We start from the raw sequence: 23,141 nt of genomic DNA, 5'->3' as shown, positions 1-23,141 counted from the left end.
AGTCTGTCCTGTTATCCGGCTAATGCTACGGGTTGCGTTTGGCCATCGTATAAGTGGCTTGTTTGCCTCTTGTCATAGAGATGACAGGCAACACTATTCTCTTTGCCGGTATGCAAGGTTTCCGGCACATCGGTGCGGCAGCGCTCCGAGGCAAAACGGCAACGCGGATGAAAGGCACAGCCGCTTGGTCTGGCTGCCGGATTTGGCGGTTCGCCCTGCAGGATAATACGATTGCTCAGGAGCGTGCCGGGCACCGGAATGCTGGAAACCAGTGCCTGCGTATAAGGATGCTGGGGTGCCTGAAAAATCACATCGGACGGCGCTTCCTCAACAATCCGTCCCAGATACATCACGGCCACGCGGTCGCTGATATTGCGCACTACTTTCAGATCATGGCTGATAAACACCATGGCAATGCCGTTTTTCTCCTGCAGGTCGCGCAGCAGATTGACTACCTGCGCCTGAATGGAAACATCCAATGCAGAGACGGCTTCATCGCAAACCAGCAACTCGGGATTGCAGGCAATGGCACGGGCAATCACCACACGCTGGCGCTGCCCGCCGGAAAGCTCATGCGGGAACCGTGCCGCATGATGCGGCATCAGGCCAACAGACTGCATCAGTTCTTTCACCCGTGCGGCACGGCTTTCTTTGTCGCCAATACCGTGGATCAGCAGCGGTTCTTCAATCTGTGTGGCGATGGTCAGGCGGCGGTCGAGGGCAGCCAGAGGGTCTTGATAAACAAGCTGCATGCGTTTGCGCAAAGCCCGCCATTCATTGGTGCGGGCAGGCGGCAGAACATCGTCGTCAAAACGCACTTCACCGGTACTGGGACGCTCCAAACCGAGCAGCAGGCGACCGGTGGTAGATTTGCCGGAACCGCTTTCACCGACAATGCCCAGCGTTTTGCCTTTTTGTAAGGACAGGCTCACCGCATCAACGGCTTTAACCTCTGTTGGTTTGGCAAACAACCCACGTTTTGACGTATATATTTTGCTTAAATTTTTAGCTTCGAGCAGCGGCTTGTTCATGACAGCACCTGCTGCTGTGTTGCCGGAGCAGGGGCAGTGAATGCGGCAGGCACAACCGGTGCCGCAGGAATAACAGTGTCGCGTATTTCGACAGGACGGAAACAGGCGACATAACGATCATCCTGATTGCCGGTCAAAGGTGGCAGATCACTTTTGCAACGATTTTCCGCACGGTTGCAGCGCGGAGAAAAGGCACAGCCTTTCGGCAGTTTTCCCGGTTCCGGCACCGTGCCTTCAATCGGGATAAGACGCTCGCGGCCACCGTCAATGCGCGGGATCGCATCAAACAGCCCGCGTGTATAGGGATGACGCGGCTGGGCGAACAGAGCTTCTGTCGAGCTTTTCTCGATCATGCGACCGGCATACATAACGCAGACGCGTTCGCAGATTTGCGACACGGCACCCAGATCATGGCTGATAAATACAATCGCCATGCCGGTTTCCTGACGGATACGGGCAAGCAGGTCGAGCACTTGTGCCTGAATAGTGGCGTCCAGTGCCGTGGTTGGCTCATCGGCAATCAGCAAATCCGGCTCACCGGCGAGCGCCATGGCAATCATCAGGCGCTGGTTCTGCCCGCCGGAAAACTCATGCGGAAAATTATCAAGGCGGCGGGCAGCATCCGGAATGCCGACCAGTTCCAGTAGGCGCAGCGCTTCTTTGCGCGCAGCCGTACCGGAAATACCGCGATGCAGTTTCACTGCTTCTTCGATCTGCTTACCGACACGGATCACCGGATTGAGCGAAGAGGACGGGTCCTGAAAAATCATGGCAATGCGTGATCCGCGCACGGATTCCAGTTTACGCCGTGGCGCACCAACCAGATTGGCACCATCGATCATGACAGAGCCGGAGACCGTGGCTTTCTTCGGCAATAGTCCGAGTGCTGCCAGCCATGTCACAGATTTGCCGCAACCGGATTCCCCGACCAGCCCGACGGCTTCGCCTTTTTCGATTTTCAGATTGATACCGTGCAAAACCTGCACGCCGTCAAAAGCCACTTTCAGATCGGCGATCTCGACCAAAGCCATCGACGCGCTCCTGTCATAAATAACGGCATCAGATGCCGAAGCAGAGAATGAAACAAAAAGCCATGCGGATGGTGACACCCGCATGGCTCACAGGGCTTAGCCCCAGTTGTTGCTACGGAATTCCATGGCGAAGGCCGGTGCGGCTTTCCACTTCACGGATTTACGTTTGGCGGTGAAGGTCGCGTTCTGATGCAGCAGCGTATAGGCCGGATCTTCACGCTCACAGATTTCCAGCATCCGCTTGAAGGCTTCACGGCGCTTGGCCTGATCCATGCTGGTTTCAAGGAAACCGGACAATTCGTTCATTTCCTTATTAGTCCATTCGCCGACCTGCTGCTGCTGGCCGTTCGGGCCATGCTGGCTGACAATGGAGGAAACCGGATCATTGAACGGAGCCGAGTTTGACCAGTCACGCACAGCGCGGGTCGGGGTCTGTTCCAGAATCTGTTGCCAGTTTTCCTTCATTTCGATCTCAACATTGAGACCGGCCTGCTGCCACATCTCCACCAGAATCTGACCGGTTGCGGTCTGGTTGGTGTAGTAATTGTTGAGCAGACGATAAGGGATAGGATCGCCTTTATAACCGGCTTCTTTGAGCAGCTGACGGGCGAGGTCCGGATTATATTCCGGTACAGTCCAGTCCTTGATGAACATGTCATCATAATAAGACCATTGCAGCCCGGCCGGAATTTCTGTGCGGCCTGCCCAGAGGCTGTCCACGATAGCCTGGCGGTCAATCGCATGGGTGAAAGCACGACGGATCAGCGGATTGGCAAGCTGCGGATGGTTCTTGTCAAACACAGTCAGACGATGATTGAGCACCGCGCCGCCGAGCACTTCGAATTCCGGATTCTTCTCGATTGTTTCGATCTGATCCGGCGGAATATCGCAGGCGAAATCATATTCACCGGAAAGCAAGCCGTTGACGCGGGAGGCCACTTCCGGCACTTCCACAAAGCGGATGCTTTTCAGCGGCGGGCGACCACCCCAATATTCATATCATGGGCTTCAAGCTGCAGATAATTATCCGGCTTGAATTCAACAATCTTATAAGGGCCGGTTGTTACAGGTTTACGTGCCCAATCGAGATAGCTGCTGGCTTCTTCAAAAGAACGGCGGTTCATAATCTGGCTGCCGTAACGGGAAATGCGGCCTTCCAGCGTGATATCCGGCGTACCGTTTTTGAAGCGGACGGTATATTTGTCAACGATTTCAACACCGAGCAGCGACGGGAAATTGCGGCGCGCTGTGGCCGGCACTTCCGGCGGCAGTTCTTTGCTCTCGCGGTTGGTCGGGTTCATTTCCAGAACGCGTAGCGTCTCGCCGGTATTCGGCTTGGTGTCGCCGAACATACGATCCGTGCTGAAGGTGAAGGCCACATCTTCGGCTGTCATTTCATCGCCGTTGTGGAATTTCACGCCTTGGCGCAGTTTCAGTTCAACAGTCTGATCGTCAATACGTTTCCACTCGGTCGCCAGTGCAGGGGCGCGTACGAGATTATTCATATAATCAAGACCGATGAGCGCTTCCCACAATTGCGAGAAGAAGACACGTTCGCCCACATTGGACTGCTCGCGCAATACATCAAGCGTATTGGAGTTGGATACTTTCTGCACCGCAATAGTGATGGAAGGACGGTCATTGCTCTGCGCAATGGCAAAGCGTGGCAGGGTCAGAGAGGCTGCGCCGAAGCCGATCAGGCCGAGTGCATTACGCCGGTTAATCGAAACCATCAAAGGTCTCCCGTTGTTGACAGAAATGTCATGCCGTCCGGCCGTTAAAAGCAGGGGTAAAGACCATGCCGGCATGGGCTGGCAGCGGAATAGGCTCTCTGTATGACAGGGGTATAAATCTGATTTTATCTTTTCATGACGTTCTGTTGACGGTGGTTCTCTGTGTTGCAACGGCATGAATTATTTATGAAATTTTGATTTTTGAGCAATTTTGCACAAGGCTGTAAAATGCCTGACATATAATGCAGGCAAGAGCGCGCCCATGCGGTTGGCGGCAGAGTTGCCGCGCCGCTCTGTCGATGCATATTATGGAATTGTGCATCGCGTTTTGGCGCCATCCTTCAACGAGTGTGGCTATCTGATTATTATCGAGGACGAGACAATGTCTGAACTGCCGATTATTGGTGCTGCCCTGCTGGTTGAGGAAATGCCTGTTCATCGCGACTGGTATCTGGAAAAGCCGCGTGATCTGGAAATCCAGAGCTTTATCAATGCTGATGTTTTGATCGGCGACTGGAAGCCGATGGCTGAAGAAATCAAGAAACAGCTGGATGGGCATCAGGGGCGTCTGGGCATTCACGGCCCGTTCTGGGGTTTCACTATTGATACACCGGATCCTGATGTGCGTACCGTTGTACAGAAACGTCTCGATCAGGCGCTGGATGTTTGTGAATTCCTCGGCGCCGATCAGGTCGTGATCCACAGCCCGTTCACCACATGGTCGCATAACCATCTGGATGACGGTTTTAAAGGCCGTGAAGAAATCACAGAAAACACCCATCTCACTCTGGCACCGGCTATTCGCCGTGCAGAAAATATGGGCGTGACTTTTGTGATTGAAAATATTGAAGATATCAATCCGTTTGAGCGCCTGAAACTGGCTGACAGTTTCAATTCCTCTGCCGTGGCGGTTTCTATCGATACCGGCCATGCGCATTATGCCCATGGTAATACCGGTGCGGCACCGGTTGACCATTTTGTTCACGCCGCAGCCAACCGTTTGCAGCATGTGCATTTGCAGGATGCGGATGGCTATGCAGACCGCCATTGGGCAACCGGTGACGGTACAGTCAACTGGAAAGCCGTCTTTGCAGCACTCAAGCAATATGACAGCAATCCGCGCCTGATTTTGGAAATGCGCGATCATAATGATATTAAAAAATCGATGAAATATCTGGAAGCAACTGGATTGGGACAGTAAGTTTCATCGACTTAATAGGAATTGTTGTTGAGTCCCGCCGGTGTTACACCGGCGGGATATTGCATTTTTAGGAGCCGCTTATGTCTGTTTTACGCCCGCTGTTATCCGCTTGTGTCATGCTGCCTTTATGGTCAGGTACAGCCCTTGCAGAACAAAGTTCAGCAGAGCCGGTAAAACAGGCGGAAGTTAAAGCGGAGGGTCCTTGTGCAGTGATTTTTTCCGAGCCGTCTTCGCTTTTGAATGATGCAGAAATTACCTATCGTGCAGATGGCTGTACACTGACTAATGTTACATTCAATTCCGGTATGTATCAGAGCTGGACAGCGCAAAAAGTGGAAATCAGCAGTGCTGCGCTGGATGAAAAGGCTCAAACCTTACCGGAATGGGGCGAGGTGCATATTCAGTCTGTCGGCTTCTGGCCGAGCAATCTTCCTGCGATGCGTTATCTGAGTAAGATCAAGGACGATGGTTTTAGTCTCAAAGTGGCCTATCACTGGGATAAAGACAGCAAAATCCTGAATGTGAATGAGGTTCGTTTATACGGCAAATATATTGGTGAGGTTCTGCTATCGGGCAGTGCCGAATTGCCTGAATTGCCAAAATTTGATGCTCTGGATGCGCCAACCCCGCCGGTTGAAAACATCAAACTCCGTGAGATTTCAGCAAAGCTCGACGATCAGGGTTTCTTCGTAAATTACGTGATGATGACCCTTGTCGGGCTGATCGGGTATGATCATGATCCGGAGCCTGAGATTGAAAAATACCGCTCTATGGCGCTGGCTTTCGTGGCTGGTTTATCACCGGATATGATCGCGAAGGATGATAAACAGGCGATCAGCCGGTTCATTACAGATTTGCCGAGACCGAAAACCCCCGCAGAAATCCATCTGAATTTTGATCCGGCCTTTGCTTTGGCGCCTGCCGAGCAGGAGCCGTTGAAGCTGCTGGGTGATATTCAGAAGGTTTTGAAAATTAAGGCGGCTTATGCAGGGCAATAAGCTTTTTAGCATCATTTTCTGAACCGGACCGGCATTAAGATGACCAGGTTCGTCTACACGTTTGGTTACGCGAACTTGTGTTTTGTGAAGCTGTTTTGATGGTTTCAGGAAATGTTTTTCGTTATAGCGGCCAAACTATTTCGCATCAGACAGTAGGAAAATATTTATGCAGGCTCTTGAACAGGCGTTTCCGCGTCGTGCAATTCAGGTTAAAAATTCCGGCCTCTCAGGCGGTATCGTGCTTTCTTTCGCCATGGTGGTTTGTATGGCACTTGGCGCTTTTCTGCTCTGGTATCAGGGGCCGGGCATTCTGCGCGATTATAAAATCAGCCAGAACCCGATTGTGGATGAGAATGCCAGTTTGCGCAAAGGCGAGTGCAAAACCCGCCAGCTAATTATGACCGATTGTAAAGCCGATATTGTTTTCAAGGACAGCACCGGTAAATCTGTTCAGGAGAGCGTCAGCTTCATGTTTTTTGATATGAAAAGTGGCGGTTATGATGTGGAAATCGTTCGCTCTGGTGATGATCCGTCTCTGGTGACACTGGATCTGGGGGTTGAAAAGCTTTGGGATCGTATTTTTACGCTTGCCGTTTTCACTGTGCTTCTGATCGGTGGTGCGATAGCAGTGTTTGTGGCTATGCTAAGAACACGCGGATTGAATAAGAAAATGCGCAAGCCGTTGTCTCTGAAACCTGTTGCTGTCTCCGTGACCGGTATTCAGAAGAATTACGGTATTCGTAACGTATTTTACAGCTACATAAATGAAGCAGGTAAGAAGAAAAAGCGTGCAAGCCGCTTCTCGAAAAAAGAAGAGCCGTTCTATCTGAGCGTTGCAGCTGGTGCCAATGCAAATGAAACACCTGCACTCGCAGTGTTGCCTCAAGGGTGCGATGTACCGGTTTTGCTGGATGAAAATCTTGATCGTCTTGATTTGACTGCAGATGAAAAACAGGCGATCCAGAACGCACTAACAGTCTGAATATGATGCCACAATGCCGGCTGTGAAGAGATCTTGTTCTTTTGGACAAGGTCTCGTTTACTGGTGAAAATCAGGTAATTTGCAGGGCAATAATGTTTCCCGGCAATATGCAGGCACTTTATTAAGAGTGCATCTTTTGATGCTTGGCGTGACGCACACAAAATCTTGACATTCAGCTTATACTGGCAATTGTTTTCCTGTGCAGGCGATGGTTGATGTTGAAAATATCAAACGGTATTGCCTTGGATGAACCCGGTTCAAAAGGTGCGGAATGCTTGACAAAGGCCTGATACTGATTGTTGAAGATGAACCGGCAATTGCCGGTATTCTTGAAGCTTACCTCATCCGTGACGGGTTCCGCACAGTCTGTGCTTCTGACGGCGAAATAGCATTGCGCCATCATGCGATGCTGTCGCCGGATCTTATCCTGCTGGATGTCAAAATGCCCAAATATGACGGTTTCGAAGTCCTGGCACGCATAAGGCGGGAAAGTAATATTCCGGTGATTATGATCAGCGCACTGGCAGAAGATCTGGACCGTCTCTCAGGTTTGCGTCTCGGTGCGGATGATTATGTGATTAAACCGTTCAACCCGCAGGAGGTTGTGGCACGGGTGAATGCCGTGTTGCGCCGTACCCGCAATAATGCGGCCAATGCCGCTATCAGGTTTGAGAATATTCTGGTTGATTTTGATGCCCATGCAGCTTTCACAGACACGGATGAGGAGCGGCAGTTACTGCCGTTAACATTGAGCGAATTTCGTATTCTCGCTCATATGATCCGGCGTCCGACCCATGCATTTCCGCGTAATGATCTGCTGGATGCCTGCCTGCCGCAAAGTGATGCTCTGGTTCGTACCATTGATACGCATATTGCTAATCTGCGCCGTAAAATTGAAGCATCCGGCGGACCGTCCGGCCTGTTTCCGGCGGTGCGCGGTATTGGCTACCGTCTGGCAGAACCACGATGAAAATATCCCGCTTGTCTCTGAGCACAGTTTCGGCCTTGGTAACCGCCGCGATGTTGTTGCTGAGTTTGGGTATTATTTTCTTTGGCATCATGTGGGTACAAAGCCTGTATGAACAGAAATATCTGAGCCAGATCAGTGATAATGCCCGCCTCGCCTATGATATGCTGGACAGGGGAGAGCTTCCGAAAGAGGCAGATTTTCTGGCGCTGGTACAACAGCTGACCCCTTTATACGAAGACGGAGAGGCGGAGCTCTATCTTTTGGTGCTGAAATTCGGGCTTGGAGCTGCTTTGATTTGCAGTCTGATCGGTTTCTGGCTTGCCCGTAAAGTTAGTAGTCCTCTGGAAAAGCTCACACGGGTGGTTAATAACCTGCGTGAGGGTGATTTTTCCGTCCGTGTTCCTGAGGCGTTTAAAGGAACGAGCGAAGTTGTGATGCTTGTTGAGCGTTTCAATGCGCTGGCAGAAGAGCTGGAAAATATGGAGCGCCGTCTGCGCTTCAACACAATGGCTGTTGCCCACGAGTTGCGTACCCCTCTGACCATTGTTCAGGGGGTATTGCAGGGGATGGCTGATAAAATTTTCCCGCGTGATGATGACCGGATTGAAGATCTCCTGATGCAGGTTGAAGGTTTGACCCGTCTGGTCAATGACCTGCGTACATTGTCGCTTGCGGCAAGTCAGAAACTGGTCACCGAACGCTGTAATACAGATATTGCGCTGGCTGCCGAACAGGTCTTGCAGGCTTCACGCTCATTGCTGGCCGAAGCGGGTATGGTGCTGGAAACAAATTTGAAGCGGGCTATTATTCCGGCGGACAATCAGCGTCTGCGTCAGGCCATGCTGGCCGTTCTGGAAAATGCCTGCCGTTATGCTGCATCCGGCAAATATTTGCGCTGTGAAAGCGGATATCTGAATAAAGAAGAGGCTTTCCTGCGTATTATTGACCGCGGACCCGGCTTCGAGCAGGAGTTTTCGGGTTATACGATTGATGTATTCTGGCGTGGTGAGCCGTCCCGTGCAAGGGCAACCGGCGGCTCAGGTTTGGGCCTGTCAATTGTCCATGCAATTGTGACTGCCCATGGCGGCAGGGTGGAACAGACCAGTCTGGCTGAGGGTGGTGCTTGTGTGACGATGATTTTTCCGCGCAAGCTGGCGGAGAATAAGTCGGACGGGGCAGCAGGTTAGACTCAAAATATATCTGAATTTGTTGTTCCTTGTTCTGGAGTAATGTTTTTATGAGCTGGTTATAAAATACAGTTGTCATCTGTGAAGCGCAAAAATATTATTAAATATATTTCCGGACAATAAGTCTTAAACCGGATCACATATTCTTCCGGTTAAATCTTGACAATTCTTCTGCATATCAACGCGTATAATAAACGTGAGTGAGAATTGTTTAGTGTTACATCATGCAGGGTCTCAGTCAGAATTTCACGATAAGCAGAATCTGTCCGTAAAGCCGCGACAGCGATTACAATCGCTTGTGTCTTTATCATTGCCTGCACGGAATACAGAATTTCTGCACTCCGCGAGATACTATCTTCGCAAAATTGAATTTTTACTGGCCGACCGACGCATGATGGCTATCGGACGGAGTGTCGTCACATGAGAAAGCGACCTCATGATTTACATTTATGTTTTGTTTTTATTGTATTTATTCGTGCGTGAATTCTTATGGGTATAAATAATAATCCTTCTGCACTGATACGCAGTTCTGCCGGTACATTGCACGGCAATGCTTCTGCCATTCGTCATGGTAATTACAGTCTTAACACCCTGATAAGACTGGCAGTGATTGTCAGCTTCATCTTCATGGTGATGCCGGTCATTGATATTACGGTTTCCGGTTGGTTTGCAGATCGTGCAGGCCAGTTTCCGCTGCATGAAAACTGGTTTTTACTGACATTGCGTGATCTGCACCGTGCTTTGCCGGCGATTATCGTGCCTGCACTGCTTGCTTGTCTGATGATACAGGTGCTTTTCAACCGGCATTGGCTGCCTGCTCCGCATAAGCTGCTTTATATTCTGTCTGTTTATGCCATTGGCGCAGCTGCTATTGTTCATGGTTTGAAATATCTTGTCGGTCGTGCACGCCCGAATGAAATTATGGAATTCGGCGGCACAATGTTTTTTAGTCCCGCATGGCAAATTGCCAGAAGCTGCCAGAATAGTTGCTCATTTCCATCGGGTGAATCAGCGAGTGCTATGGCAATGCTTGCTATTCCGCTGGTATTAGGCGGAGCTAACCGAAGACCGTTGCTGATTGTGACCGGTTTTGCAGCTTTGGTTTTTTCACTGAACAGGGTTGTTATGGGCGCGCATTTTCTGTCGGATGTAACGCTGTCATGGCTGTTTGTCGCGATTACTATGGCGTGGTTCTGGCCTGTTTTTCAGCGCTATGGTGCCGGTATTGACCGCTTTGTTTTTAAAGCCGGTCAGCGTATCCGTAAGCGCGGATAAGAATTTCTGATTACAGTCGGGATGATCTGTATTGGGCGGGGCTGGTGCCGGTCCATTTTTTAAAGGCACGGTGAAAGGCACTTGGCTCCGTATAGCCGAGCTCCGCCGCAATCATACCGACTGGCTTGTCTGTATCCTGCAACCAGCTCAATGCATATTGGCGGCGTAGCTCTTCCTTGAGACTGCTATAGCTCATGCCGTCTGCACGCAGATGACGACGTAATGTCGGCTCGGATATGTGCAGGTGTTGCGCCGCTTGTGCAAAATCCGGCCAGCTGACAGGGGGCGTTTCACGTAGCAATTTATGGATCGCTGAGGCACTGCCGCGATCATAGCGATAGCGTAGCAGAATATTGGCTGGTGCCTGTGCCAGAAACTGCCGTAAGGCTGTTTTGCTACGGTGGATTTTCAGTGACAACAGAGCAGGATCAAAGGAAAGGCTGGTTTCCTGGCTGAAGAAACGGACTTTGGTGCTGAAAAAATCCAGATAGTCCGGCCGGTCAACGGGTGGCACGCCGCGAAAAGCAATATCGTGAATTGGCAGGCGCCGTTTCACCAGCCAGCACAGCACGCCGTAAAGAATGAGAAAAAAGGTGCGGTAGGCAAAGGCAGGGCGTGCAGGGCTGACCTCACGCAATATAATAACAGCCAGCCCGTCGCGCTGGATCAGTTCCCCCCGCGGCTCGCCGATCAGCAAGGTAAAAAAGCGCAGGGAACGGCGGATGGCATGTTCGAGATTATCGCTGGAAAGTGCTGCATGGCAGAGCATGGCAAAGCTGCCGGGTGGCATCGGGCGCTGACCGAAACGGAAAAACTCACATTGAATTTCCTCGGCAATGGCCAACCAGAGGCGGCTGTAATGTGCAGCATCCAGTTTGAAGTCAGGCTGTTGCAAAGCGCGGGCATCAATACCGGCGGTCGCCAGCACAAGCGGTATTTTTGCAGGCGCATAGTGCTGTAAAGCTGCGAGTGCATCATCAACAAAACCTCTGCCGATCATGGTTTCCTCCTGCTACTGAAAAACAGAATATGGCAAAACCGATCATAAAATAAAGTCCAAACTGTCATTCTGTACCATAGACCTTAGGGCTAGGCTCAAAGTTCTTCATCTGAATTTGCAGTTTTGGGAGGAAGTGCAGATGGCAGATCCGGTGGTTATTGTCGGCATGGCGCGCACACCTTTAGGGGCGTTTCAGGGCAGTTTCAGTACCTTGCAGGCACCGCAACTGGGTGCGGTCGCTATTCAGACGGCTGTTGAGCGGGCGGGTATTTCACAAGCGGATATTGATGAGACTTTGCTCGGCTGTGTCCTGTCTGCGGGACAGGGGCAGGCACCGGCACGTCAGGCCGCTATTGCTGCCGGCATTCCCGTGGCGTCAGGAGCAACGACGATCAATAAAATGTGCGGTTCCGGTATGAAGGCGGTGATGCTGGCGCATGATATGCTGGCCGGTGGCAGTGCGAATATTATCGTGGCCGGTGGCATGGAGAGCATGACCAATGCGCCATATCTGTTGGATAAAGCCCGCGGCGGTTATCGCATGGGGCATGGCAAAATCACGGATCATATGTTTCTCGACGGGCTGGAAGATGCCTATGAGAAAGGCCGCTTGATGGGCAGCTTCGCCGAAGATTGTGCCGAGGCCTTTCAGTTCAGCCGCACCGCACAGGATGAATTTGCACTGCGCTCCCTGAAGCGTGCGCAGACGGCGTTGGAGCGCGGTTATTTCTCGCAGGAGATTGCGCCGGTTGTGACCGGAAACGGCAACTCCGCCCATCTGATTGATATGGATGAACAGCCTGCCAAGGCACGACCGGAGAAAATTCCATTTCTGCGTCCTGCCTTTCGTGAGGACGGCACCGTTACAGCAGCTAATTCCAGCTCGATTTCTGATGGTGCGGCGGCACTGGTGCTGATGCGCATGTCTGAAGCGGAAAAATGCGGGCTGACACCGCTTGCCCGCATTGTTGCACAAACCTCTTATGCCCATGAGCCGCGCCTGTTCGCCACGGCGCCGATTGGGGCAATGCGCAAACTCTATGAGAAAACCGGTTGGACAGCGGATGATGTCGATCTTTTCGAGATCAATGAGGCCTTTGCCGTCGTGACAATGGCTGCAATGCAGGAGCTCAATCTGCCAGCGGAGAAGGTGAATATTCATGGCGGTGCCTGTGCGCTCGGCCATCCGATCGGCGCATCAGGCGCCCGTATTCTGGTGACATTGCTGGCAGCGTTGCAAACCCATGATCTGCAACGTGGCATTGCCAGTATCTGTATCGGTGGCGGTGAGGCAACAGCCATAGGGGTGGAGCGTTTCACCTGATAATCAGCGCGGTTTTATGAAACCGCGGATACAGTGATTTATGCTTTTTGGGAGGATGGCATGAGGCAGCTGAGTACGGAGAATTTCAAGCAGGCACGTGATTTTCTTTTGCAGCATCGCGAGGATTATCAGGCTGCAAAAGCTGGTTTTGTCTGGCCGGAGGCATTGCCCTTTAACTGGGCGCTGGATTGGTTTGATGCCGAGCTTGCCACGAATCCGCAGAGCCGTGATCAGGCTGCTTTATGGATTGTCGATACGGTTTCCCAAACTGATGTGAGACTGAGCTTTGCTGAACTGAGCAAGCGTTCTTCACAGGTCGCCAATTATCTGCGCGGGCTGGGTCTGAAGCGCGGCGATCACCTGTTGGTACTGCTCGGCAATGTGCCAGCTTTGTGGGAGGTGATGCTGGCCGCGATGAAACTGGGCATTATCGTCATTCCCGCGACCACTTTGCTGACACCGGATGAATTGTCTGACCGGTTGGAACGCGGCCATGCCCGCGCTATTCTCGCAACCGGCGATCAGCTTTTAAAATGCGAAGGACTGGCAGGCGCAGATGTGTTGCGCATACAGGTGCCGAATGGTCATGTCGCAGAAAACAGTAACTGGCACGATTATAACGAAGCCTTCAACCAATCTTCCGCGTTTCAGCCGGATAGTGAAACACAGCCGCATGATCCGATGCTGCTTTATTTCACCTCCGGCACCACCGCCAAACCGAAGCTGGTGCGTCATAGCCATCGCAGCTATCCGGTTGGCTCGCTCTCGACCATGTATTGGGTTGGCCTGCAACCGGCAGATATTCATCTCAATGTATCTTCCCCCGGTTGGGCGAAACATGCATGGAGTTCGCTTTTTGCACCGTGGAATGCGGGAGCAACAGTGCTGATTATCAATCAGCCTGCATTCAGCGCCAAAGTGCTGCTGGCAGAAATGCAGCGCTGTGCAGTGACCACGATGTGTGCTCCGCCAACCGTCTGGCGTATGCTGATACAGGAAGACCTCAAAGCCTGTAAAATGAGCTTGCGTGAAGTGGTGGGTGCCGGTGAACCGCTCAACCCTGAAATTATTGAGCAGGTGCGTGAGGCATGGGGGCTGACAATCCGCGATGGTTATGGCCAGACAGAAACCACGGCACAGGTGGCGAATAGTCCCGCGCAGAATGTGAAAAGCGGCGCTATGGGCAGGCCGTTGCCGGGCTATGAGGTGGTGATCCTTGATGCAGATGGCCATCCGGCACAGGAAGGCGAAGTCTGTCTGCTGCTGGGTAACAAACATCCGGCAGGGCTGATGCAGGGCTATCAGGAAACGGACGGCAGTCTCAGCGGCACTGATGGTCGTGTCTATCGTACCGGTGATGTCGCCTATCAGGATGAGGACGGCTATCTGCATTTTGTCGGCCGTGCCGATGATGTGTTTAAATCCTCCGATTATCGTATCAGCCCGTTTGAACTGGAAAGCGTGTTGCTGGAACATGATGCAGTGATTGAGGCCGCGGTTATTCCGGTAGATGACCCTATCCGCTTGTCTGTTCCCAAAGCCTATATTTTGCTGCGCGCCGGTGAAGAGCCTTCCCGTGCGCTCGCGCTTTCAGTTTTGCAATATACCAATGAACGTCTGGCGCCATTCAAACGCATCCGCTCGCTGGAATTTGTGCAAGAATTGCCCAAGACAATCTCCGGAAAAATCCGCCGCGTGCAACTGCGGCGGCTGGAGCGGGAGGGCATCGAGGATGATGTGTTCCGTGGTGTGGCATTTTGTGAAACCGAATTTTCAGAACTGAGTGTCGGGCGCAACCGAACCACACAAAGTGAAGGAGAGAACCATGTCCGGTGAACTCAATGAGGAGCAGGGCAGTATTTTCGCCATGGCTGCGGATTTTGCCGCGCAGGAGCTGGCACCTCATGCTCTGGAATGGGATGAACAGAAGCATTTCCCCGTAGATGTATTGCGCAAGGCGGCAGCTTTGGGCATGGGCGGTATTTATATTCGTGACGATGTGGGTGGCTCCGGCCTGACCCGTATGGATGCAGCATTGATTTTTGAAGCATTGTCGCAAGGCTGTCCGGGGATCGCATCGTTCCTGTCGATCCATAATATGTGCGCATGGGTGATTGATGCCTATGGCTCGGAGGCACAACGGCAAAAATGGTTGCCGCAACTGACACTTATGGAGTTGATCGCCAGCTATTGTCTGACCGAACCGGCCTGTGGTTCTGACGCCGCTAATCTCAGCACCAAAGCCGTGCGCGATGGTGATGATTATCTGATTACAGGACAGAAACAGTTTATCTCTGGTGCCGGTGCGAGTGATATTTATATCGTGATGGCACGAACCGGCGTGGCGGGCGCCAAAGGCATCTCGGCCTTTATCGTGCCGAAGGATGCAGTTGGTTTGTCCTTTGGTGCCAATGAAAAGAAAATGGGCTGGAATGCCCAACCGACCCGCACGGTGATGTTCGATAATGTGCGCGTACAGGCGGAAAACCTGATTGGTCAGGAAGGCATCGGCTTTAAAATTGCCATGTCTGCGTTGGATGGCGGGCGGCTGAATATTGCCGCCTGTTCGCTCGGTGGTGCGCAGGCCGCCTTTGACAAGGCGCTGACCTATATGGATGAGCGTAAGGCTTTCGGCTCGAAACTGCACCAGTTTCAGGCACTGCAATTCCGTCTTGCCGATATGGCCACGGAACTGGAAGTGTCACGTACATTTTTGCACCGTGCCGCCCGTGCGCTCGACCGTCATGATGCCGATGCGGTGAAGCTTTGCGCTATGGCCAAACGTTTTGTCACTGATGCCGGATTTAACGTCGTCAATCAGGCGCTGCAACTGCATGGCGGCTACGGTTATCTGAGCGAATATGGCGTGGAAAAACTAGTGCGCGATCTGCGTGTACACCAGATTCTGGAAGGCACCAATGAGATCATGCGGGTGATTATCGCTCGTGAGCTGCTGAGCGGCCGAGCACTTTCAGGAAAAGTGTGAAACGGTTTTCCGCCCGGAAATGCGATATTTAAAAGAGGAAAGCGGCAAATGAGCACTCAAACTATTGGTTTTGTCGGCCTCGGTCATATGGGCGGGCCTATGGCGGCCAATCTCGTCAAAGGCGGATTTAACGTGCGCGGCTTTGATCTGGTTGAGGCATCAAAACAAGCAGCTAAATCAAACGGCGTTCAGATTACGGATAATATTGCACAGCTTGTGCAGGGTGCGACTGTAATTATCACCATGTTGCCCGCCGGTTCGCATGTTTTGAGCGTCTGGCGCGAATTGGCGGCGCTGGTAGTGCCGGATACATTGCTGATTGATTGCTCGACCATTGATGTCGACAGTGCCCGCAAAGCACATGAAATGGCGGCAGAGCATAAATTATTGAGCATTGATGCGCCGGTTTCCGGCGGTGTGGTTGGTGCAACGGCAGCAACGCTCACCTTTATGGCCGGTGGTGAAAAAGCTGCTTTTGACAAAGCCGAACCTGTGCTGGCTGCAATGGGAAAACGCATTGTGCATTGTGGCGAGGCTGGTGCAGGGCAGGCGGCAAAAATCTGCAACAACATGATCCTCGGCATTTCCATGATCGGGGTGTGCGAGGCTTTCGCTTTGGGTGAAAAACTGGGTCTGTCGCAGCAGGCTTTGTTTGATGTTGCCTCCACTTCATCCGGCCAGTGTTGGGCGCTCACCACCAATTGTCCGGTGCCGGGTCCGGTTCCTGCATCGCCTGCCAACAGGGGGTATCAGCCGGGCTTTGCCGCAAGCTTAATGCTGAAAGATTTGAAACTGGCGCAGGCAGCCGCGGCCTCGGTCGGAGCGACAACACCATTGGGAGCAGAAGCGGCACAGCTCTATAATCTGTTCAATGCACTTGGTTCCGGCGGGGAGGACTTCTCCGCTATTATCCGCCTGTTGCGCGGCAAGGAGGGACAGTCATGACTTATGAAACAATCCTGACAGCAATGCATGGCCGTGTCCGGCTGATAACGCTGAATCGCCCGCAGGCGCTGAATGCATTGAACCGGCAGCTTGCGGCAGAGCTGATCGCGGCGGCGGAGGCCGCAGACAAAGACCCTGCAGTGGGCTGTATTGTTTTGACCGGATCGGCGAAAGCATTTGCTGCCGGTGCGGATATCAAGGAAATGCAGGCGCAGGATTTCAGCACCATGTTCGCGGCAGACTGGTTCGGCGAGTGGGAGCGTTTTACCTCCGTGCGCAAACCGATTATCGCAGCCGTGGCAGGCTATGCGCTGGGCGGCGGCTGTGAACTGGCGATGATGTGCGATTTTATTCTGGCGGCCGATACTGCCCGCTTTGGTCAGCCGGAAATCCGTCTTGGTGTTATTCCGGGTATGGGCGGCTCACAGCGGCTTACCCGTTTTGTTGGTAAATCCAAGGCAATGGATATGTGCCTGACAGGGCGGATGATGGACGCCGAAGAGGCCGAGCGCTGTGGTCTGGTTTCGCGTATCGTGCCAGTGGATCAACTGCTTGAAGCAGCTTTGAGTGTGGCATCCTCCATCGCAGAGAAATCCTTGCCGGTATCCATGATGGCGAAAGAGGCGGTGAATGCGGCCTATGAAACAACCCTGACTCAGGGGGTGAAATTCGAGCGCCGCCTGTTCCATTCGGGCTTCGCCAGTCACGATCAGAAAGAAGGCATGAGCTCCTTTATTGAAAAGCGCGATCCGTTTTTTCTGCACCGCTGAGACCGGAGCACGCATTCAGTTCAGGCGTGAGAAGCCTGTGAAAACAAATATCGGCTGAGAAGATTTTTTGGCTTGATCAATTTTGTATCCTGGATAATCATAGTAAAAAATATAAGGGAACACAGGCTTGTCCAGCTATAAATGGAGCAGCCAAACGAGGCTGCTGGACGAAGTTGCGCAAGCACTTCGTGAGAGCATCTATGCGGGTCAATATGCGCCGGGCACCATTTTGCGGCAGGAGCATATTGCCGCCGAATTCGGTATCAGCCGCACGCCGCTGCGCGAAGCATTACGGATGCTCGAGCGCGATGGTCTGATCGTTCATCTCCCTGGTCGCGGTGTGCGTGTGGCAAGCGTTGATCTGCCGCATCTGCTTGATGCCTATGCCGTGCGCGAGGTGATCGATGGTGTTGCCGCGCGTTTCGCTGCGGAACGCGCCGATGCTGCAGCGATTGCCGCTCTTGAAAAACTCATCATGCATCAGCGCTCGATTATCGAGCCTTGGGATTCAAAAGCCTATACGCAATCCAATGTGGATTTTCATCTGGCAGTGATGGCAGCAGGCGGTAATGTCTCTCTGGAGAATTTTGTGCCTTTGCTGCGCATGACCTCGCAGGTTTTTGCGCCAGCATTTGCGCTCAGTGCAGAGCGGGCAAAAAACGCCATTGAGGAACATGCCCTGATCGTTGAAGCGATTGCGCGCAAAGACGGTGCAGGGGCTGAGGAATTGGCACGACAACATATCCGCAAGACCATCGACAGCCTTCAGCAGATACAAAATAAAAATGAGCAGGAAACATCCTGCGGGAGAGAATGACATGGCACACGGGATAGAGAACGGACAGTGGCGCTACGGCAATTTCATCAATGGTGTGTGGCAGGACGCCGTGCAGGGTGAGGTTTTGGCGCTGAAAAATCCGTCGGATGGTAGTGATCTGGCATTGATCGCCTGTGGTACGCAGGCCGATATTGATCTCGCAGTAACCTCTGCCCGTAATGCTCTGTCCGGTGCATGGGGCAAGCTGACCGCAACCGAGCGTGGCCGTATTCTTCATAAAATCTCAGAAGCAGTATTGCGTGAGATTGATCTTCTGACCGTGCTGGAAGCGCGTGATGTCGGCAAACCTTTAACGCAGGCGCGCGCTGATGTGTTGGCGCTGGCGCGTTATCTGGAATTTTACGGTGCTTCCGCAGATAAGGTGCATGGAGATACGCTGCCTTATCAGAACGGCTTCACGGTTTTTTCGGTCTATGAACCGCACGGTGTGACGGGGCATATTATCCCGTGGAATTATCCGATGCAGATCCTTGGCCGCAGCCTTGGTGCGGCTCTGGCTATGGGCAATGCTGCGGTGGTTAAACCCGCGGAAGAAGCCTGCCTGACTATTCTCGAATTTGCGCGGATTGCCCACGAGGCCGGATTGCCAACCGGTGCGCTGAATGTGGTGACAGGACTGGGGGCGGAAGCCGGAGCGGCTTTGTCTTCGCATCCTGATATCAATCATGTTTCTTTTACCGGTTCTTTGCGTACCGGTGAGGCAGTGCAGGCGGCAGCGGCTAAAAATGCTGTGCCGGTAACTTTGGAACTCGGCGGTAAATCCCCGCAGATTGTGTTCGCTGATGCGGATATTGAGCGTGCATTGCCGTTTTTGGTCAATGCAGGCATTCAGAATGCGGGGCAGACCTGTTCTGCATCCTCACGTATTCTGGTACAGCGCGAAGTCTATGAACAGGTTATCGCCGGTATGAGTGAGCGCTATCGTGCACTTAAAGTTGGCGCGGCGGAAGCTGATCTGTCGCTGGGGCCGGTTGTTTCCGCCCGCCAGAAAGCCATTATCGAAGATTATCTGAAACTGGCAGAACAAGACGGTTTGCAGATTGCCGCGCAAGGCGAGCTGAGCGCTGATGCACCGGAAAATGGCGCCTATGTGCGCCCGACTTTACTGCGTGATGTGCCGCCGAAACACCGGCTGGCGCAGGAAGAAATATTCGGCCCCGTGCAGGTGATCATGCCGTTCGATACGGAAGAGGAAGCTGTGGCTCTGGCCAACAGCACACCTTACGGGCTGGTTTGCGGTGTCTGGACAAAGGACGGTGCACGGCAATTGCGTATGGCGCATGCAGTGCAGGCCGGACAGGTATTTATCAATAATTACGGGGCAGGCGGCGGTATTGAGCTGCCTTTCGGCGGGGTGAAACGCTCCGGCCACGGTCGTGAGAAAGGTTTTGAGGCGCTTTATGGCTTTGCTTCGCTGAAAACCATTTCGGTCTATCACGGCTGATCTGCAGAAAATCGCATGGGAGAATACCGCATAATGACTGGTTCGCTTGAGAATAAAACCGCAATCATCACCGGCGCAGGTTCGGGTTTTGGTGAGGCTATGGCGCGTAAATTTGCCCGCGAAGGTGCAAATGTGGTCGTCGTTGATCGCGATGCTGCGGGTGCAAAGCGCGTGGCAGGAGAGCTTGGAGGCAAGGGACTGGCGGTTGAAGCGGACATTGCATCGGAAAATGGTGTGGCGGAAGCGGTACGTCAGGCGCAGATGCAGTTCGGGCGGATTGATATTCTCATCAACAATGCCGGTATCGGTCATAAACCACAACCGGCGGAAAATGTGCAGCCCGATGAATTTGACCGCATTGTCGGGGTAAATATTCGCGGTATTTATCTGATGAGCCGCGCTTTGATCCCGCATTTTAAAGACAATGGCGGCGGCGTTATTCTCAATATTGCTTCGACGGGCGCTGCCCGTCCGCGCCCTAATCTGACATGGTATAATGCCACTAAGGGCTGGGTTGTTTCCGCCACTAAGGCGCTGGCAATTGAGCTGGCACCGGAGAATATCCGCGTCAATGCGCTCAATCCGGTTGCCGGTGAAACCCCGTTGCTCACGACATTCATGGGTGAGGATACGGAAGAAATACGACAGAAATTCCGCGCTTCCATCCCGCTTGGCCGCTTGCTGAAACCGGAAGATCTGGCAGAAAGTGCTGCATTCCTGTGCTCACCGGCAGCCAGTATGATCACGGGGGTTGCATTGGATGTGGATGGCGGCCGTTCAATCTGAAATGATGGCTTCGGACAAGATATGCGTAAAAACAAAAAGATAGAGCATTTTCTAAGGTTCAAGATAAGCTGAAAATGCTCTAAAGTTGGCCAGCTCTATTCCGGTAATTCCTGAGCATGATCAGGATGTGATAAATAAGGGGACAGGCAATGCGATATAAATATTTGACCGGACAGCTCATGCTGGCAGCAATGACGGGGATTGCTGTTGTGGCTACGAGCGGTTCAGGGCTGGCAAAAGATACATTGGCAATCGGCGAAGTTCTGGAGCCTCCGGGTATGGATCCGACAGCAAATGCTGCGGCTTCTATCCGCCGGCTGACCTATAATAATCTCTATGAAGGTCTGGTGCGTATTGATGAAGAGGGCGCTGTTAAGCCGAACCTCGCAGAAAGCTGGACGATTTCGCCGGATAATCTGACCTATACATTCAAGCTGCGTCAGGGCGTGAAATTTCATAACGGCACGGCATTCGACTGTTCCGTGGTGAAATTCACCTATGATCGCGCCATAGCGCCGGATTCCACCAATGCGCAAAAGGCACTGTTTGCGCCGATTGAAAAGACCGAATGTCCTGATCCGGCGACCGCGGTTGTGACACTCAAGCGTCCGTCTTCCACCTTCCTGTTCGGGATGGGCTGGGGCGATGCGGTGATGATGGCGCCGGATACGATTGCCACCAACAAGACCAATCCGGTTGGCACTGGGCCGTTCAAATTCAAACGCTGGCTGCAGGGTGACCGGATCGAGTTCGAGCGCAATCCTGATTACTGGGGTGAGCCTGCGAAACTCTCCGCTGTGACTTTCCGCTTTATCAGTGATCCGTCAGCGGCTGCCGCTGCGGTTATGGCCGGTGACGTCGATGCATTTCCTGAATTTCCGGCACCGGAGCTGATCAGCCGCCTGCAAAGCGATGAACGTCTTAGCGTTGAAATCGGCTCGACAGCTGGCAAAGTGATTATGTCACTTAACAACGCACGCAAGCCATTTGATGATGTGCGGGTGCGCCGTGCGCTTGCCCATGCCATCGATCGCAATGTCGTGCAGGAAGCGATCACCACTGGTCTCGCCAAGACCATCGGTGCCCATTACACGCCTGCCGAACCGGGCTATGTCGATCTGAGCGATACCTATCCTTATGATGTGGCTAAGGCCAAAGCATTGCTGGCAGAAGCCGGTGTCGCTGCCGGTACATCGATCACCATCATGTTGCCGCCGCCTGCTTATGCACGTCGTGGCGGTGAGGTGATTGCGGCAATGCTGGCAGAAGTTGGCATTGAGGTGAAGCTGGTGCCGGTTGAATTCGCGCAATGGCTGGATCAGGTCTTCGCCCGTAGCGATTTCGACGCGACGATCATCGCTCATGTGGAAACCCGCGACCTCGATATCTATGCACGGGACAAATACTACTTCAACTATAACAGCCCTGAATATAAGGCGATCTACAAGCAGTTCGCAGAAGCGACAGACGACAAGCAGCAGCTTGAATTGCTTGGCCAGTTGCAGCGCAAACTCGCTGAAGACGAGCCGAATGTGTTTCTCTATGCCCTGCCGAAAATCGGTGTCTGGGACAAGAAGCTCAAAGGTATGTGGAAAAATCAGACCATTCCGGCCAATGACCTGACCAGTGTGTACTGGGCAGACTGACCCTGTTGATGCTGAAATGAAGATTGAAGGAGGCCGCATTTGCTGCGTTATTTTACAGGGCGTCTGATCTCTCTGATCCTGACGACGCTGGCGGCCTCAGTCATCGTTTTCTTGCTGATGCAGGTGCTTCCGGGTGATCCGGCCGCGATTATGCTCGGCATTAATGCGCAACCGGACACTTTGGCGGCTTTGCAAAAACAACTCGGTCTCGATGCCCCGCTGATTGTCCGTTACTTCAACTGGATTACCGGCTTTCCGGTTGGTGATTTCGGCGCCAGCTATACTTATTCTGTGCCAATCAGTGAACTGATCGGGCCACGCTTGCAGGTGACTTTGCCACTTGCTGTGCTGGCAATGATCCTCTCGGTGGTGATTGCTATTCCTCTTGGTGTGATCGCCGCTTCAAAGCGCGGCAGTGCGACCGATGTGGTGGGGATGGGCGTTGCACAGATCGGTGTGGCAATTCCGAATTTTTGGCTCGGTTTGCTACTGATCTTGTTTTTCGCCCTTACGCTTGGCTGGTTTCCGGCTTCCGGTTTTGCCGGTTGGGAAAATGGTCTGTGGGCAGGCACCCGCTCGCTGATCCTGCCAGCCGTGGCGCTGGCCTTGCCGCTGGCTGCCATTCTGGCGCGCGTTACCCGTTCCGCAGTGTTGGAAACCCTGAGCGAAGATTTTGTGCGTACAGCCCGCGCCAAAGGTTTGAGCCGCAATGCAGCCTTGTGGAAACATGCGACGCCCAATGCCCTGATCCCTGTGGTGACGATCTTGGGTCTGCAATTCTCATTCCTGCTGGCCGGTACGATCATTATAGAAAACGTGTTCAATTTGCCGGGGCTTGGCCGTCTGATTTTCCAGTCAATTGCGCAGCGCGATTTGGTCACGGTGCAGTCGCTGGTGACTTTACTGGCAGCCAGTGTGATTGCGGTGAATTTCTTGGTGGATATGGCCTATGGCTTTCTTGATCCGCGCCTGTCGACAGGAGTGCGGGCATGAG

The 23,141-nt window shown here is 52.8% G+C and carries 19 protein-coding genes and 1 pseudogene; 16 read left to right on the top strand and 4 right to left on the bottom strand.

Annotated elements, in window-relative coordinates; translation table 11 throughout:
• Positions 1 to 11: 11 nt before the first annotated feature.
• The 3 genes and pseudogenes from HBA93_RS00945 to HBA93_RS00935 form a co-directional block, all read right to left on the bottom strand.
• On the bottom strand, positions 12 to 1,031 hold the full coding sequence (locus HBA93_RS00945; RefSeq protein ID WP_221722020.1) for an ABC transporter ATP-binding protein: 1,020 nt from the start codon (positions 1,029 to 1,031) through the stop codon (positions 12 to 14).
• Positions 1,028 to 2,062, bottom strand: a complete 1,035-nt coding sequence (locus tag HBA93_RS00940; RefSeq protein ID WP_221722019.1) for an ABC transporter ATP-binding protein — start codon at positions 2,060 to 2,062, stop codon at positions 1,028 to 1,030. Before HBA93_RS00940 ends, HBA93_RS00945 begins: the two co-directional genes overlap by 4 nt.
• Before the next feature lie 96 nt (positions 2,063 to 2,158).
• A pseudogene (locus HBA93_RS00935) lies at positions 2,159 to 3,795 on the bottom strand (ABC transporter substrate-binding protein).
• A gap of 382 nt (positions 3,796 to 4,177) precedes the next feature.
• Here HBA93_RS00935 and HBA93_RS00930 point away from each other — a divergent pair.
• The 6 genes from HBA93_RS00930 to HBA93_RS00905 all read left to right on the top strand — a co-directional run bounded on the left by HBA93_RS00930 (position 4,178) and on the right by HBA93_RS00905 (position 10,408).
• On the top strand, positions 4,178 to 4,996 hold the full coding sequence (locus HBA93_RS00930) for a sugar phosphate isomerase/epimerase family protein (RefSeq protein WP_121994006.1): 819 nt from the start codon (positions 4,178 to 4,180) through the stop codon (positions 4,994 to 4,996).
• 80 nt (positions 4,997 to 5,076) lie between these two features.
• The gene (locus tag HBA93_RS00925) at positions 5,077 to 5,994 is read left to right on the top strand and encodes a hypothetical protein (protein WP_221722018.1); all 918 of its coding nucleotides are present in this window, start codon (positions 5,077 to 5,079) and stop codon (positions 5,992 to 5,994) included.
• A 166-nt stretch (positions 5,995 to 6,160) separates the two neighbouring features.
• Positions 6,161 to 6,976, top strand: a complete 816-nt coding sequence (locus HBA93_RS00920; protein WP_221722017.1) for a hypothetical protein — start codon at positions 6,161 to 6,163, stop codon at positions 6,974 to 6,976.
• A gap of 271 nt (positions 6,977 to 7,247) precedes the next feature.
• A complete protein-coding gene (locus tag HBA93_RS00915) occupies positions 7,248 to 7,946 on the top strand; it encodes a response regulator transcription factor (protein WP_022710844.1) in 699 nt (232 codons plus the stop codon).
• A complete protein-coding gene (locus tag HBA93_RS00910) occupies positions 7,943 to 9,133 on the top strand; it encodes an ATP-binding protein (protein ID WP_221722016.1) in 1,191 nt (396 codons plus the stop codon). Before HBA93_RS00915 ends, HBA93_RS00910 begins: the two co-directional genes overlap by 4 nt.
• A 489-nt stretch (positions 9,134 to 9,622) precedes the next feature.
• A complete protein-coding gene (locus HBA93_RS00905) occupies positions 9,623 to 10,408 on the top strand; it encodes a phosphatase PAP2 family protein (RefSeq protein WP_221722015.1) in 786 nt (261 codons plus the stop codon).
• A 10-nt stretch (positions 10,409 to 10,418) separates the two neighbouring features.
• On the opposite strand, the gene HBA93_RS00900 is transcribed toward HBA93_RS00905, so the two are convergent.
• Entirely contained in the window at positions 10,419 to 11,408 is a 990-nt protein-coding gene (locus HBA93_RS00900; RefSeq protein WP_221722014.1) for an AraC family transcriptional regulator, read from the bottom strand.
• A 133-nt stretch (positions 11,409 to 11,541) separates the two neighbouring features.
• Here HBA93_RS00900 and HBA93_RS00895 point away from each other — a divergent pair, with 133 nt between their 5' ends.
• The 10 genes from HBA93_RS00895 (at position 11,542) to HBA93_RS00850 (ending at position 23,140) form a co-directional block, all read left to right on the top strand.
• Entirely contained in the window at positions 11,542 to 12,732 is a 1,191-nt protein-coding gene (locus tag HBA93_RS00895; protein ID WP_221722013.1) for an acetyl-CoA C-acyltransferase, read from the top strand.
• 60 nt (positions 12,733 to 12,792) lie between these two features.
• Positions 12,793 to 14,568, top strand: a complete 1,776-nt coding sequence (locus HBA93_RS00890) for an AMP-binding protein (protein ID WP_221722012.1) — start codon at positions 12,793 to 12,795, stop codon at positions 14,566 to 14,568.
• Positions 14,558 to 15,718, top strand: coding sequence for an isobutyryl-CoA dehydrogenase (locus HBA93_RS00885; RefSeq protein WP_221722011.1), 1,161 nt, complete (start codon positions 14,558 to 14,560; stop codon positions 15,716 to 15,718). The genes HBA93_RS00890 and HBA93_RS00885 overlap by 11 nt, the downstream gene beginning before the upstream one ends.
• Positions 15,719 to 15,766: 48 nt before the next feature.
• Positions 15,767 to 16,663, top strand: a complete 897-nt coding sequence (gene mmsB / locus HBA93_RS00880) for a 3-hydroxyisobutyrate dehydrogenase (protein WP_221722010.1) — start codon at positions 15,767 to 15,769, stop codon at positions 16,661 to 16,663.
• Positions 16,660 to 17,433 (top strand): enoyl-CoA hydratase, encoded by a 774-nt coding sequence (locus tag HBA93_RS00875; RefSeq protein ID WP_221722009.1) that lies wholly within the window; start codon positions 16,660 to 16,662, stop codon positions 17,431 to 17,433. Before mmsB ends, HBA93_RS00875 begins: the two co-directional genes overlap by 4 nt.
• A 127-nt stretch (positions 17,434 to 17,560) precedes the next feature.
• Positions 17,561 to 18,250 carry a GntR family transcriptional regulator gene (locus tag HBA93_RS00870; protein WP_221722008.1) on the top strand — a complete coding sequence of 230 codons (690 nt, stop codon included), beginning with the start codon at positions 17,561 to 17,563 and terminating at the stop codon, positions 18,248 to 18,250.
• Between the two features lies 1 nt (position 18,251).
• Positions 18,252 to 19,715, top strand: coding sequence for an aldehyde dehydrogenase family protein (locus HBA93_RS00865; protein ID WP_286201684.1), 1,464 nt, complete (start codon positions 18,252 to 18,254; stop codon positions 19,713 to 19,715).
• Between the two features lie 33 nt (positions 19,716 to 19,748).
• Complete coding sequence (locus HBA93_RS00860) at positions 19,749 to 20,501, top strand: glucose 1-dehydrogenase (protein ID WP_213596397.1); 753 nt, start codon at positions 19,749 to 19,751, stop codon at positions 20,499 to 20,501.
• Positions 20,502 to 20,680: 179 nt separating this feature from the next.
• Positions 20,681 to 22,147 (top strand): ABC transporter substrate-binding protein, encoded by a 1,467-nt coding sequence (locus HBA93_RS00855; protein ID WP_221722181.1) that lies wholly within the window; start codon positions 20,681 to 20,683, stop codon positions 22,145 to 22,147.
• 39 nt (positions 22,148 to 22,186) lie between these two features.
• The gene (locus HBA93_RS00850) at positions 22,187 to 23,140 is read left to right on the top strand and encodes an ABC transporter permease (RefSeq protein ID WP_221722006.1); all 954 of its coding nucleotides are present in this window, start codon (positions 22,187 to 22,189) and stop codon (positions 23,138 to 23,140) included.
• The last annotated feature ends 1 nt before the right edge of the window (position 23,141 follow it).

The sequence above is a fragment of the Ochrobactrum sp. SFR4 genome, assembly GCF_019730395.1.
Classification (GTDB): domain Bacteria; phylum Pseudomonadota; class Alphaproteobacteria; order Rhizobiales; family Rhizobiaceae; genus Pseudochrobactrum.
This window is presented reverse-complemented; position numbering and strand designations above follow the sequence as displayed.